The sequence below is a fragment of the Lactobacillus sp. ESL0684 genome, assembly GCF_029392675.1.
Taxonomy (GTDB): Bacteria; Bacillota; Bacilli; order Lactobacillales; family Lactobacillaceae; genus Lactobacillus.
Genome location: NZ_CP113941.1, coordinates 1426424 through 1441304, shown reverse-complemented (window position 1 = coordinate 1441304; position 14881 = coordinate 1426424). Strand labels below are relative to the sequence as shown.

The 14881-nt window shown below is 36.0% G+C and carries 13 protein-coding genes; 12 read left to right on the top strand and 1 reads right to left on the bottom strand.

Annotation, left to right across the window (positions count from 1 at the left end; genetic code table 11):
- The first annotated feature begins 13 nt into the window (after nucleotides 1-13).
- From OZX56_RS06990 to OZX56_RS06950, 9 genes are all read left to right on the top strand, one after another.
- Nucleotides 14-1186 (top strand): glycosyltransferase family 4 protein, encoded by a 1173-nt coding sequence (locus tag OZX56_RS06990; protein ID WP_277139400.1) that lies wholly within the window; start codon nucleotides 14-16, stop codon nucleotides 1184-1186.
- A complete protein-coding gene (locus OZX56_RS06985; protein ID WP_277139399.1) occupies nucleotides 1179-2222 on the top strand; it encodes a glycosyltransferase family 4 protein in 1044 nt (347 codons plus the stop codon). Before OZX56_RS06990 ends, OZX56_RS06985 begins: the two co-directional genes overlap by 8 nt.
- Nucleotides 2222-3247 carry a lysylphosphatidylglycerol synthase transmembrane domain-containing protein gene (locus OZX56_RS06980; RefSeq protein ID WP_277125918.1) on the top strand — a complete coding sequence of 342 codons (1026 nt, stop codon included), beginning with the start codon at nucleotides 2222-2224 and terminating at the stop codon, nucleotides 3245-3247. Before OZX56_RS06985 ends, OZX56_RS06980 begins: the two co-directional genes overlap by 1 nt.
- A 69-nt stretch (nucleotides 3248-3316) precedes the next feature.
- Nucleotides 3317-5389, top strand: a complete 2073-nt coding sequence (locus tag OZX56_RS06975) for an LTA synthase family protein (protein WP_277139398.1) — start codon at nucleotides 3317-3319, stop codon at nucleotides 5387-5389.
- Nucleotides 5390-5445: 56 nt separating this feature from the next.
- Nucleotides 5446-5679, top strand: coding sequence for a preprotein translocase subunit SecG (gene secG / locus OZX56_RS06970; RefSeq protein ID WP_277125920.1), 234 nt, complete (start codon nucleotides 5446-5448; stop codon nucleotides 5677-5679).
- Between the two features lie 70 nt (nucleotides 5680-5749).
- The gene (gene rnr, locus OZX56_RS06965; protein ID WP_277139397.1) at nucleotides 5750-8089 is read left to right on the top strand and encodes a ribonuclease R; all 2340 of its coding nucleotides are present in this window, start codon (nucleotides 5750-5752) and stop codon (nucleotides 8087-8089) included.
- A gap of 12 nt (nucleotides 8090-8101) precedes the next feature.
- Nucleotides 8102-8557, top strand: coding sequence for an SsrA-binding protein SmpB (gene smpB / locus OZX56_RS06960; protein WP_277139396.1), 456 nt, complete (start codon nucleotides 8102-8104; stop codon nucleotides 8555-8557).
- A 448-nt stretch (nucleotides 8558-9005) separates the two neighbouring features.
- Complete coding sequence (locus OZX56_RS06955; RefSeq protein WP_277139395.1) at nucleotides 9006-9662, top strand: nitroreductase; 657 nt, start codon at nucleotides 9006-9008, stop codon at nucleotides 9660-9662.
- A 74-nt stretch (nucleotides 9663-9736) separates the two neighbouring features.
- Nucleotides 9737-11080, top strand: a complete 1344-nt coding sequence (locus tag OZX56_RS06950; protein WP_277139394.1) for a hemolysin family protein — start codon at nucleotides 9737-9739, stop codon at nucleotides 11078-11080.
- A 64-nt stretch (nucleotides 11081-11144) separates the two neighbouring features.
- On the opposite strand, the gene hpt is transcribed toward OZX56_RS06950, so the two are convergent.
- Nucleotides 11145-11711, bottom strand: a complete 567-nt coding sequence (hpt, locus tag OZX56_RS06945) for a hypoxanthine phosphoribosyltransferase (protein ID WP_277139393.1) — start codon at nucleotides 11709-11711, stop codon at nucleotides 11145-11147.
- Between the two features lie 206 nt (nucleotides 11712-11917).
- On the opposite strand from hpt, the gene OZX56_RS06940 reads away from it, so the two are divergent.
- The 3 genes from OZX56_RS06940 (at nucleotide 11918) to OZX56_RS06930 (ending at nucleotide 14861) form a co-directional block, all read left to right on the top strand.
- Nucleotides 11918-13000: a M42 family peptidase gene (locus tag OZX56_RS06940; protein ID WP_277139392.1), complete on the top strand. Its 1083-nt coding sequence runs from the start codon at nucleotides 11918-11920 to the stop codon at nucleotides 12998-13000.
- 92 nt (nucleotides 13001-13092) lie between these two features.
- The gene (locus tag OZX56_RS06935) at nucleotides 13093-14328 is read left to right on the top strand and encodes an MFS transporter (RefSeq protein WP_277139391.1); all 1236 of its coding nucleotides are present in this window, start codon (nucleotides 13093-13095) and stop codon (nucleotides 14326-14328) included.
- A 203-nt stretch (nucleotides 14329-14531) separates the two neighbouring features.
- Nucleotides 14532-14861: a PTS lactose/cellobiose transporter subunit IIA gene (locus tag OZX56_RS06930; RefSeq protein ID WP_277125932.1), complete on the top strand. Its 330-nt coding sequence runs from the start codon at nucleotides 14532-14534 to the stop codon at nucleotides 14859-14861.
- The last annotated feature ends 20 nt before the right edge of the window (nucleotides 14862-14881 follow it).

Genomic DNA, 14881 nt, shown 5'->3' with positions numbered 1-14881 from the left:
TGGAGGTATTCAAATGAATATTGGTATTTTTACCGATACATATTTTCCACAAATTAGTGGAGTTGCGACTTCAATTAAGACTTTAAAAGATTCATTGGAGAAGCAGGGACACAATGTGTTCATTTTTACTACAACTGATCCGCATGTATCTAAAGATACTGTTGAACCGAATGTCTTTCGTTTTAGTAGTGTACCGTTTATTTCTTTTACTGATCGCCGGGTGGCTTTTCGTGGCTTTTTTGAAGCTGCTAAAGTTGCGCGTGAAGTTAACCTTGATATTGTTCATACACAAACTGAATTTGCGTTGGGAATGATTGGCAAGTACGTGGCCCATCAACTCAAAATTCCAGCAATTCATACTTATCACACTATGTACGAAGATTACTTACATTATGTTTTAAATGGTCATTTATTAAAGCCATATCATGTTAAGCAATTTACTAACGTTTATCTTAAAAATATGGCCGGCGTAATTGCTCCTAGCGAGCGTGTTAAAGCGTTACTTAAGCGATATGGCGTAACTATACCTATGAGAGTCATTCCAACCGGTGTCGACGTCAATACGATGTCAGAAGCGCCTAATCGTGATATTCGTGCTGAATTAGGAATTGCCAGTGACGCACCTGTGTTGTTAACTTTAAGTCGAATAGCTGGCGAAAAGAAAATTGATCGTATTTTGACGGCAATGCCAGACATTATTGATGAGTTTCCTAAAGTTCGCTTAGTAATTGCTGGCGATGGTCCAGATGTTGATGTTTTAGAAGATCAAGTAGAGCGTTTGACTTTGGAAGAATATGTTATATTTACTGGTAGTGTAGCCCACGAAGACGTGGGTGCATATTACAAGATGGCTGATATTTTTGTTTCGGCTAGTGATACTGAAACTCAAGGACTAACTTACATTGAGGCCCTAGCGGCTGGTACTAGATGTGTTGTTTATGATACAGATTACACTGAACAGGTGTTTGATGATACTAGTTTGGGAAAAGTTTTTACTCAACCTAGTGAAATGACTACTGAGATTTTAGATTATCTGAGACAAGGTTCGTATGAAATACCTAAAGAAGAGTTAGCTAAAAAGTTGGAGCAAATCTCTGCTAAACGTTTTGGCAAAAGAGTATATCAATTTTATCAAGATGTGATTATAAATTACGCCCAGGATCTTAAAGAGGATACAAATGATTAGAATAAATATGTTTTCGCAAGCCGCTTCGGTTCAAGGACAGGGAGTTGGCTCTGCTTATCAGGAACTAATGGATTTGATGCGGACGCGTCTAGTTGATGAGTTCTACGTTACCAATAATAAATATGGAGTGAGTGATTTAACGCACTATCATACAATTAATCCTACTTATTTTGCTAACAGTTTTGCAAGTGCACGTGGACGTAAGATTGGGTATGTACATTTTTTACCGGAAACTTTAGAAGGCTCAATCAAGTTACCTAATTTTGCTAAAAAAGTTTTTTATCGCTATGTGATTGATTTTTATAAACGAATGGATCAAATTGTGGTGGTTAATCCAATTTTTATTGATAAATTGGTTAAGTATGGTATTAAACGTGATCGAGTGAAATATATTCCCAATTTTGTCTCAAAGGCAGAATTTTATCCTGAACGTCAGGAAAAGAAGAATGCGTTTCGCCATCAATTAGGTATTCCTTTGGATAAATTCGTTGTACTAGGTGATGGGCAAGTGCAAGCACGTAAGGGTGTAGACGACTTTGTTAAGCTGGCGCAGGCTAATCCAGAAATGCAATTTATCTGGGCAGGTGGGTTTTCGTTTGGCAAAATCACTGATGGTTATGATCATTTTAAGAAGTTGGTTGACAACCCTCCTAAAAACCTCACCTTTACGGGAATAATTGAACGCTCAAAATTGGTTGACTATCTGAATATTGCGGACGTGTTCCTTTTACCATCATTTGATGAGTTATTTCCAATGTCAGTGCTTGAGGCTTTTAGTTGTGGGACACCAGTTTTATTGCGGGACCTTGACTTATATCAGGCTATCATTGCTGGTTATTATTTAAGCGGTCAGGATTTCGAACAAATGAATGCACAATTACGTCAAATGGCCTCTGATCCAGCTTTGTTAAATAAGTATAGTAATTTAGCTAACGAGGCTAGTGTTAAATATTCAGAAGATAATTTGGCGCGAATTTGGAATGAGTTTTATCATGAACAATATGCGATTGGTAAAAAATTAGGACAGATTCGCTAATGAATAAAAAACACGTCTGGGGCATTTTAGTTGTCTTACTTATTAGTGGCACGGTTTTGTATGTGGATTTAAAATCAACACCAGTTACTCAATTGTTGCAAGCTGCAAATAACATAAATTACGTGGCACTAATTGCCGTTTTTTTGTTAATGTTGCTGTCTTATGGTTTTGAAGCGAGCACGTTGGCGGTTTTGGCTAGTCGCAAAAACGAACCTCATCGATCTAAGTGGTCATTTTTTCGGATACCATTAATTCAAGCCCTTTTTAATGCAATCACACCAATGTCTACTGGAGGTCAGCCATCACAATTGGCTGCAATGGTACAGATGGGTATTGAAGGTGGTCGGGCAACTTCGCTGCTATTGATGAAGTTTATCATTTACCAAATCGTGGTCTTTTTTGCTTACATAACAACGATTATTTTTGGTTTTCATCTAGTAGCAACCAAGTTTGCTGGTTTAGCAATTTTTATTGCAATTGGCTTTTTGATTCATGTAGGATCGATTATTTTTTTGCTTGCGGCCCTGTTTGCTTACGATTGGACTAAAAAATTGGCTAATTGGCTGCTCGATTTACTTGCTAAATTTTTCAGTCCTAAGAAAATTGCGTCTTGGCGCAAAAATACTATGGCCAAAATTGATACTTTTTATCAAGAAAGTCAAAAATTAAAACAAGAAAAAAAGAAATTAGTCCTAAGTGTATTGTTTACAATTCTGCAGCTATTATGCTTTTATTCAATTCCTTATCTTATTTTGGTAACTCTCAATGTGCCAGCAAACTGGGCTAGTGTAACACAAATGAATATTATGATTACCATGTTCATGGCAGTTGTTCCCATTCCTGGTGCTTCTGGAGGTGCCGAATATAGTTTTCAGACATTGTTTGCGACCTTTATTAGCAATAGTGGTACTTTAGTTTTAGGAATGTTTATTTGGCGCTTTGTAACTTATTTCTTTGGGATGATTTTAGGCATTTTTGGTTGGAGTTTTAAGCCAAAGAAAGTTATGGCAAACAAGAATAGTTAATATTTCCTAAAAGAACTTTGTTTTATTTAGCTTGCGAGTAAGATATTAAGTTAGTGAAAGGAGAATCGGATGGCACGAACCAAAGCTTTTTTTCAGTGGTTAACTGAAAACAAATTAGGATTTTTTACCATGATTTTGGTATCTTTTTGGCTTAAAACTTATGTGATCTATTTGACGAAGTTCAATTTAGGTGCTGTGGGAGCAATGCAAAATCTGCTCTTATTTTTTAATCCATTACCTGCTGGCTTATTGTTGCTCGGTGCAGGACTCTTTTTTAAGGGGCGCAAGTCCTATTGGATTATCATCACAATTGACTTAATCCTTAGTTTATGGCTGTTTGCCAATATTTTATATTATCGGGAGTTTTCAAATTTTTTATCGGTATCAATTATTAAGACTTCAGGATCAACTTCAGATAATTTAGGTAAAAGTATTGTTGGTATTATTCATGCGACAGATTTTTTATCCTTAAGTGATGTTGTAGTAATTGCTGGTTTATTAGCAAGTAAAATTATTAAGTATGACTTACGAACGTTAAAAATCAAATTTAATATCTTAATCGAATGTTTAGCTGTCGTTTTAATTGGACTTAATTTAAAAATGGCGCAAAAAGATCGTTCAGGCCTTTTAACTAGAACGTTTGATAATAACTATATTGTTAAATACTTAGGTATCAATGAGTACGCTGTGTATGATAGTTTTAAAACTGCCCAAACAAGTGCACAAATGGCTAAAGCAAATGTTTCAGATCTTAATTCGATTCAAAAATTTCTGCGTGCAAATTATGTTAAGCCTAATCCGCAATATACCGGAGTAGCTAAAGGTAAAAATGTATTGGTAATTCACCTTGAAAGTTTTCAGCAATTCTTAATTGGCTATAAATGGAAAGGCAAGGCTGTAACACCAAACATAAACAAGCTATATCATGCTAAAGATACGTTGAGTTTTAGCAACTTTTATAATCAGGTTGGGCAAGGAAAAACCTCTGATGCTGAGATGATGCTAGAGAATTCACTATACGGTTTGCAATCGGGATCTGCAATGTCAAGTTATGGTACCTCGAATACTTTTGAAAGTGCACCAGCGATTCTCAATCAAAAAGCAGGGTATACTGCTGCTGTGATGCATGGTGGAGCCGGTTCATTTTGGAATCGGAATAACGCATATAAACAATTCGGGTATCAATATTTTATGCCTTTATCCTATTATGATAACAAGCCAGATTACTATTTGGGATATGGGATTAAGGATAAACTGTTTTTTGAGCAATCAATCAAATATATTGAGCGCTTGCCGCAGCCGTTTTATTTAAAAATGATTACTGTAACCAATCATTATCCATATGATCTGGATAAGAAGAACCAAACAATTACTAAGACTGATACCGGGGATGAAACGGTTGATGGGTATGTGCAGACTGCACACTATTTAGATCAGGCAATTGGCGAATTTATGAGTTGGCTAAAGAAAACTGGGCTAGATAAAAAAACGTTACTGGTTTTCTACGGTGATCATTATGGTATTTCAGGTAATCACCATAAGGCGAGTGCACAACTACTTAAGCAAGACGAATTCACTGACTTCGATAATTTGAAATTTCAGAGGGTACCGTTGATGTTTCATATGAAAGGTTTAAAGGGCGGTATTAAACCGACCTATGGTGGTGAAATAGATGTTTTGCCGACACTGCTTAATTTGTTAGGGATTAATAATAAGCAAACAATTCAATTTGGCCATGACTTATTGAGCAAGCAGAATCCGCAAATTGTCCCACAGCGAAATGGTGATTTTATTACACCGCAGTATACTAAGGTTAGTGGGAGTTATTATGATACTGAGACGGGGACTGAGTTAACTAAACCAACTAAAAGGGTGAAGACTAAGTTAACGGCAATTTCGAATAATGTGACAACGCAGTTGTCGCTTTCGGATCGAATAATTGATCAGAATCTGTTGCGTTTTTATAAACCCAAATGGTTCAAAAAAGTAAAGGTCAAAGATTATGATTACAATAAAGAAGTATCGTTAAAGAGGTTATATACGACTGACAAAACTTCTTTATGGTATCAAAATGGTAAAAAGACGACGCAGGATAAATTCCAAACAGATGCGCCTGAACTTAAGAATAAGGGCTCGAAATAAATTCTATTTTGTGCTAAAATTTAACAGTAATCGTATCTTTATATTGGAGGCAGCGCATGTATAATTTATTTATGACGCTACTAATTATCGTTTCAATCTTAATTGTTATTGCAACAATGATGCAGCCGCAAAAGCAACAGGATGCATTGAATGCTCTGTCAGGTGGCGCGGTTTTTAGTGGTCAAACAAAGAAACGTGGTTTTGAAGCATTTATGGAAAAAGTGACCGCAGTTTTGTTAGTGCTCTTTTTCGTTTTTGCTATTATTTTAGCTTATTTGTCTTCAAAATAGGCTTGGTTCCTCCCGATCAATGTTTTGGGAGGTTTTTTTGTATTTTTATTAATGAAATGGAGATTTGTGCATGGCACAAAATGAAAAAATTTTAGCTAATGTTTTGGAGATATTCCGTCACAATCCTAATAAACAATATCAAGTGGAGCAGATTGAGCGGCTTTTGCGCCGCGATCATTTGGGAAGTTTTTCTGATCTGGTTAAGGCACTGGCTTATCTGGAACAAGAAAAGAAAATTATTACCGATGGTAACGGCCGTTATCAGCTAGCTGTAGAAAACACAGTTGTTGAAGGAATTTTTAAGGCAAATGATAAAGGCTTTGGTTTTGTAAAGCTTGAGGATGATACTGTTGATGATATTTTCATTGCTAGTGATTACACAGCTTATGCAATTGATGGCGATCAAGTCAGAGTTAAAATAACAGCTGATGGTAATCCTTGGAATGGTAAAGGTCCTGAAGGCCAGGTAGAAACCATTATTGAGCGTAGCATGGATACGCTAGTTGGTGAATTTTATCCTTTGCCTGATGAACAAGTAAAGTTGAGTCATTTTGTTGGCTATGTTTTAAGTACTAATAAAAAATTGCATCGGTATCGCGTCTATGTGGGTGAAGACGGTTTAAGACCACAGATGGGAGATATGGTTAAGGTTTCAATTGCCAATTATCCAAGTAAGGATAATCCAGATACCATGGCTGGTTTGGTAATTAATATTATTGGTAATAAGAATGATCCTGGCGTCGATATTATGTCGATTGTATCTGCTCATGAAGTCCGTACTCAATGGTCTGAAGATGCAATGAAGCAGGCCAATGAAATTCCCGACCATATTAGTGAGCAAGATCTGGTTGACAGAGAAGATATTCGCGATCAACCAGCAGTTACCATTGATGGTGACGATTCTAAAGATTTTGATGACGCTGTGGTTTTATGGAAATTGCCTAATGGAAATTATCATTTAGGAGTTCATATTGCTGATGTTGCGCATTATGTTACTGAAAATTCGCCACTTGACAAAGAAGCTTATACCCGTGGTAATAGTACTTATCTAGTTGATCGGGTAATCCCAATGTTGCCGTTTCGTCTTTCTAATGGTATTTGTTCCCTAAATGAAGGCCAAGATCGCTTAGTTTTATCATGTGAAATGGAAATTACGCCAAGTGGTGAGCGAATTAATTATCAAATTCATCCTAGTGTGATGCAATCGCATGGCAGATTAACTTATAACAAAGTAAATCAAGCTTTAGATCCTAACAATACTGTTGAACTTGAGCCTAATATTGAACAATTACAACCAATGTTACAAGATATGGCACAATTGCATAATGCCTTGTATCAAAAGCGTCATCAACGTGGTGCAATTGATTTTGAGGAACCTGAAGCCAAGATTGTTGTGGATGATCAAGGTAAACCAACTGATATTGTGTTGCATGATCGTGGTGTTGCAGAAAAGATGATTGAATCTTTTATGTTAATAGCTAATGAAACGGTTGCAGAAGATTTCTATAAAAAACACGTACCGTTTTTGTATCGGGTTCACGAGACACCTGATGGCGAAAGAATTAAGAACTTCTTCGAATTTTGCAGTGCATTTGGTTTGGACGTTAAGGCAGATCCTAATCATATTAAGCCAATTGATTTGCAAAAAGTCGTATCTAAAACCACTGGCACCCCTGAAGAAGCAGTAGTGCAAATGATGATGTTGCGTAGTTTAAAACAGGCGCATTATTCAGAAGAGCCTCTAGGACATTTTGGTTTAGCAGCACAATTTTATACGCACTTTACTTCACCAATTAGACGTTATTCTGATCTAATGGTACATAGAATGATTCATGCTTATGCTGAAGAAGGTGTAGGAAAAGAAACGCAAACGCATTTTGCTAGTTATTTACCAGATGTTGCTGAACAAACTTCAACTCAGGAGCGGGTATCTATCGATACCGAGCGAGAAGTTAATGACTTGAAGATGACCGAATACATGGCTGATCAAGTTGGGCAACATTTTGATGCAGTTGTTGCTTCAGTGGTCAGTTTTGGGATGTTTATTCAATTGCCTAATACTGTTGAAGGGCTAATTCATATTTCGAATTTAACTGATGATTTTTATAGTTATAATGAGAAGAACATGACATTGACTGGTCGTGGTAGTCATAAGCAGTATCGAGTTGGGATGCCAATCAAGGTAACTTTGATTAATGCTAATATTGAACAGCACCAACTCGATTTCGAGGTTTATGATCCGAATGCTCCAAAGACGCCACATCATGATCGTGGTAATAGAGCTGGCCGTGACCAGCGTGATTTTCATCATGATCGTGGTGCTAAGAATCGTGGTAATCATAATGGTAAAAAGGGTGGAAATTATCACTCAAATGGCAATCATCCACACTTTAGTAGATATAAGCGTTAGGATAGTGAACTGATGAAAGGTAAAGATCAGAATTTAGTTGCGCAAAATAAAAAAGCTCATCATGATTATTTCATCAAGGATACGTTTGAAGCTGGAATATCATTAACGGGAACAGAGATTAAGTCAGTTCGCGCTCGTCGGATTAATTTGCGTGATGGCTATGTTCAAATTGTTAATGGTTCCGCCTTCTTAGAGAACGTTCATATCAGTGAGTACAAACAGGGCAATCGTTACAATCATGAGCCTGTGCGTAGTAGGCGACTGCTGTTACATAAAAAAGAGATTGCGCGCTTAGCTAAGCAACAAGCAGAGCGAGGAGTTACGATTGTACCACTAAAAGTATACTTAAAGCATGGCTTCGCTAAAGTATTAATCGGCGTTGGTCAAGGTAAAAAGCAGTATGATAAACGTGAAACGATCAAAAAACGCGATCAGGAACGAGAGCTGCGTCGCAAATATAAATTTTAATTTAGCAGTTTGATTAGAAAAGTCTAATTGGACTGTTTTTTAGTAAAATGTACTAATTTTTATGAATGATATTTAGTTATTCATTAATTATTTTAAAAATGATATTAAGTTATAAAATAATAATTTGATATTAATATAGCTATAACTATCTAAAAATGCTACAAAAAATATCGTTATTAAATCCTGATAAAACGCGAATTATAAGTGTTATCTTTGTTTTTTATCTTTGCAAAGTTGTCCATTATTGATTAGTATTATTATGTGTGTGTGATTAATTTAATTAATTTTTAGCAAAAAAACTTGGATAAAATTATTCAAGTTTTATGTTAAAAACGGGAAGAGTATAGGTTATTGTTACTTATGTTTAAGTTTTTTGATAAATTTATTTATTGGAAAGAATAAGAGTGTATTAATATGCTTAATTTAAGATGTAAGGATTTGAATCGCAATGGAATTTAATGATGTATATGACCATGAGCGCGTAACTCGTAAGTTTACTAATAGAAAAGTTAACGAAAAAGTACTTGCTAGAATAGTTAAAAAAGCGCAAGAATCGCCGTCATTATTAAATTCGCAACCATGGCGAATTTATATGGTAACTGAAAATGCTCTCAGTAGCCTTAAAAAGGAGGTAAAACAACAACTTGATGAAAATGTAAAACCACATGAAGATTTTGCTACCACACTGTCGCTAAATTGGGATTCATATCCTAGTCAAAATATGGCGGCTGTTGGAGCAACTTTACCATATTTTTTTCATAACAAAATGGACTTATTTAAAGATGCAAATGATACGATGTTTAATGCACAAGCCGTGGCTTATTTGACAATTCCACGTTCATCGCCAGCTTGGTCTGTTTTTGACTTAGGAATTCTGGCACAAAGCATAATGTTGTTAGCAATCGATGAGGGCTTAGGCGTAATGCCTGCGCATTCTATGGTTGCTTATCCTGAAATTGTGCGTAAATATGGCCAAATTCCGGAAGATGAACTGGTCGGAATGGCAATTGGGTTAGGATATAAGGATAAATTAGCGGAAGTTAATGATCCCAAATTTTTCCCAGAACGATTGCCGTTTGAAAAAGTTTATAAACTTGTTAAATAATTCTGCTCTTTTTGTGAATAGACAAGTTATTAATGCTAAAATATAGGTTAGAATTTTAATTGAGGGGAATAATTTTGAATACAACCCAAATAATAACTAACTTAATTGCAACTTTAGTGATCTTCGTGTTTGCGGCTTTTTTTGTAGTTGCAGAATTTGCATTAGTCCAGACGCGTTCTAGTCAACTAGAAGATATGCTGGCTAACAAGTCTGGCAATACTGGTAAGGTTAAACGTGCTTTGCATATGGTGCACAATCTAAATGAATACTTATCAACAACGCAAGTCGGTACTACGCTGGTAGGGGTAGTTTTAGGTTGGTTTTCGGCCGATACCTTTGCAGTATTGTTTGCTAATTTGTTTAATTTGTTACAACTAAATCGATCGGTAGTCCGGTCTTTGAGTGCAGTTTTAGGTGTTATCTTTCTAACTTATTTAGAGGTTGTGGTAACTGAAATTGTGCCTAAGAATATTGCTATTGAAATGCCAGTAAAGATGTTATTGGCAATTGCGACTCCTTTGCAGTTTTTCCATACTTTAGTTTATCCTTTTGTTTGGTTGCTCAATACCAGTTCTAATGGTTTACTAAAAATTTTAGGTTTTGATCCTGAAAAAGAAGAAGACGAGGTTTATTCACAATCTGAAATCATCAAGTTATCACGTAAAGCTGTTCATGGTGGGTCACTTGATAAAAACGACTTGACTTATATGAAACGGGCGTTTGAACTCAATGATAAAGTTGCTAAGGATATTATGACTGATCGTACGCGATTGGTAGTAATTAATTCAACGGATACAATTGAGCAGTCTTTGAAGCTTTATCTAAAGTCTGGTCAAAGTAGGTTGCCAGTTGTACGTGATAATAATAAGGATGACATGGTTGGTTATGTTTATTCTTTTGACATTGTTCAACAAAATCAAATCAATGCTCAGGTTCCAGTAACTCGAATCATTCGAACAATGATAACTGTACCAGAATCGATGCCAATTCAAGATGTTTTGCATTTAATGATTCAAAAACATACTCCCATTGTTTTGGTTGTGGATGAATATGGTGGTACTAGTGGAATTGTTACGGATAAAGATATTTATGAGGAATTGTTTGGTACTGTTAAAGATGAAATTGATGATGTTTCTGATGATTACATTATCAAGGATAAGACAGGGCAGATTCATGTTTCTGGTAAAACCACCTTGTATGATTTTGAACGATATTTCCGCAAGGATCTAGCCAGTTTTCAAAATAGTGATATTATCACTATTGGTGGCTACATGATGGAGCACTATCCAGATTTAAAAGAAGATGAAACGGTTGAATTTGAAGGTTTTGAGTTCAAATTAGAAAAAGTTGAACAGGGCTTTATGCGCTGGTTTGTTGTTAATGCTAAGCAGCTTGATGATGTTCCAAACATAGGATAAAAATTGGTAAAACTTAAAAGGAGTTATTTGCTAAAATAACTCCTTTTCGATTGTCGTATTTTATTTATTCTGCAGTCTGGGCAATAACTTCTGGCTTTAACACACCAATGTAACGTAAGTTACGATAACAATTCTTAAAATCCAGGCCATACCCAACTACAAATTCATTGCCAACTTTTGAACCATAGTATTCGATCTCGACATCTGTTGCACGGTTGGCCTCTTTGTTAAGCAAAACGCAACACTTAACACTGTTAGCTCCACGCTGCAGTATCAACTCCTTCATGTACTGCAAAGTTAGACCAGTATCAACGATATCCTCAACAATTAACACATCGCGGCCACTAACGTCTGTACTTAAATCAGAAATTAATCTGACATTACCAGTAGACTCGAAGGAATTCCCATAACTGGAAACATCCATAAAGTCAATTTCTTCTTCAACATCCATTTCTCTGACTAAATCAGTTAAAAAGAAGATTGCTCCTTTAAGGGCTCCAACAACTAATGGCTTTTTTCCAGCATAGTCTTCGGTTAATTGCTTACCTAAGCTGACACACATTTGCTGGATATCGTCCTCAGTAAATAGCTTATGATCAATAATTTTACTAATATTGTCGCGTTTCGACATTTATCTACCCTTCACTTCAACTAAATTGCTAAACTTAATAAGTTCGATTATATCATTTTTTCAAGTAAAAGTTGCACAAATTATCGTTTTGCCTGTAATGATAGCGATTTTTCTCTAAAATTAGTCGATTGGCTAGAAATCCAGTTGAAATTTGATCTTCTTTGCTATAATAGAGATAAGATGATGACAAGTGAGGATGTTGCAAAATGAAAAAAGAACAAGAAATTCAAATGCTAAAAGATTTTTCAGATGCAAATTCGACTTCAGGCTTTGAGGAAGATTTTGTTAAGCTATTTACCCAAACAGTTAAGGGTTTGGCAGATGTTAAAGTCGATGGTATGTTGAATGTTTATGCTGCCAAAAAAGAAAATAAACGTGACAGGCCGGTTATCCAGCTTGATGCTCATTCTGACGCTGTTGGGTTCATTACGCAGGCTGTACGGCCAAACGGAATGATTAAGTTTGTTCCCCTTGGTGGCTGGGTTAAATATAATATTCCAGCTTTGCGCGTTAAAATTAAGAACCGTGATGGTGAATATATCAGTGGAGTAGTGGCTACTAAACCGCCACACTTTATGACAGAGGCTGAACGTAATAATGTTCCTGATGTTAGTGAGATGTCGATTGATGTAGGTTCGAGTTCACGTGATGAAACGATTAACGATTACAAGATTGATACTGGCTGTCCAATTTTTGTGGATGTAAAGTGTGAATATAACGAAAAAAATGGTCTATTTTTTGGTAAAGATTTTGATGACCGATTTGGTGCTGCGGCAATGGTAGACGTGTTGGATAACTTGAAAGGTGAGGAAACCAATTTAAACGTAGTTGCTGCTTTATCAAGTCAAGAAGAAGTTGGTTTACGCGGAGCCTATGTTACTGCTAGAGCTGTAAAACCTGATCTGGCAATTGTGCTTGAATCTTGTCCAGCAGATGATACTTTTACAGATAGTTGGTTGTCACAGACTGGGTTGAAACGTGGCCCAATGTTGCGGGATATGGATACTTCTTTTCTGCCTAATCCTAAATTTCAGCAGTATGCTTGTGATTTGGCTGATAAAAATCATTTGCCTTATACTCGCTCAGTTAGAACTGGTGGTGGTCAAGATGGTGCCGCAATATATTATGAAAATGGTGCACCAACAATTGTGATTGGGATTCCTGTTCGGTATGAGCATTCACCATATTGTTTTAGCGCCTACCAAGACTTTAAAGCCGCGGTTGATTTAACAGTGGCAATTATTCGTGATTTAACTACAGAAAAACTGGCTAGTTTTAGTAAATTTTAAAAATATTGTTGAAAAAAAAGATAAACCGAGTAAAATGATCTTCCAAGGAAATAATTGAGCGACAGTGAGCGCTCATTTTGGAGGAATTAAATATGGAAATAGCTAATCGGCACAGACATGCACTAAGTAAGAATCAGAAATGGACGCTTGCGTCTACTTCATCGGGTTTTATGTTAGAAAACATGGATGTGCTATTTTTGTCGTTTGCAATGAGTTCAATGATTGCTGATTTACATCTTTCAGGACCTGCAGCAGGACTGATTTCATCGATTACTAATGTAGGAATGTTATTTGGTGGCATCATTTTTGGCATCTTGGGGGATAAGATTGGCCGTGTAAAAACTTTTAGCCATACCGTAATCATTTTTGCAGTTGCTACGGCTTGTATGGCGTTTACCAATAATCTTTATTTGATTTATGGTTTACGCTTTTTAGCAGGTGTCGGAGCTGGCGGAGAATATGGAGTGGGGATTTCGTTAATTGCTGAGGCTTTTCCTAAAAATGAAATTGGTAAGTTAACTTCAATTGCTGCTGTTGGTGGTCAAATTGGCGCAATCTTTGCAGCAATCATTGCGGCTTGGATCATTCCAACTGCTGGATGGCATATGTTATTTTTGGTCGGAATTGTGCCAGTGGTGCTAACTATTTTTGTTAGAAAGCATTTGCATGAGAGTCAACAATTTTTAAATGCAAAAAGTGCAGAAAAAGATTCCTTATTAACAACGGTTGTCCGCAAAATGTTTGCTACTCCTCGTTTAGCGTGGCAAAGTTTGGGTTTAATGATCATGATGATTGTGCAGATAGCTGGTTATTTTGGCTTAATGAATTGGCTGCCAACGATTGTTCAAAAGCAATTGAATTTGAATGTTGCTAATTCAAGTTTATGGATGATTGCCACCATCGTTGGAATGAGTATTGGGATGATGACTTTTGGTTCAATTTTTGATCATTTTGGTCCTCGTCGAGCATTTTCCATTTTCTTAATTGGTTCGGCAATTATGGTTTATACCCTAAGTTTAGCCACTGACATGATTACACTACTGCTAATTGGCGCCATTGTTGGCTTTTTCTCTAATGGGATGTTTGGTGGGTATGGTGCTGTAATTAGTTGTCTGTATCCAACTGAAATTCGTTCGAGTGCGAATAATATTATTGTCAATGTTGGGCGAGCAATTGGTGGTTTTTCTTCAGTTATCATCGGGATGCTAATGGATCACTATAACTTAACGGTGGTGATGGGCTTTTTATCAAGTCTATATATTATTAGTTTGCTTATCATGGTTAGTTTACCTGGGCTAAAGGAAATAGCCAATAAACAAACTAATTAAAATTGTTGCAATATGTTAAATATTTAAGAGCTTTTGAAATTGAAATATCAATTTCGGGAGCTTTTTTTGATATATTTTTTCAAAAAAAGATTGTAACAATTTTGAACTTATAATATAATTGGTATATGCAAGCGGTTACTATTAACGAATGGTGAAAACAGCTAGTATTCAAGATAATACTAATTGAAAGAAGGTGAAGTAAAATGGATGAAATCGAACAGGTTGCCTTTGATATGATAAGCAACACTGGTGAGGCACGGTCTTTATTAATGCAAATTATTGATGATGCAGAGCATGGTGAATTCGCTAATTATGATACTAATTTTAAGAAGGCTAATGAATGTTTAAAAACAGCACAAAATGTTCACTTAAAAATAATTAGTTCTGAGGCAGATCAGAAAAAACTACCGTTTAGTATTTTGCTGGTTCATGCAGAAGATCAAATGATGGCTGCAGAATTAATTCGTGATTTAACTCCCAATATTGTTAATACTAACAAGCAGTTGGTTGAATTAAAGGAAAAACAAAAATAATTTTATTTATCTTATAAAGG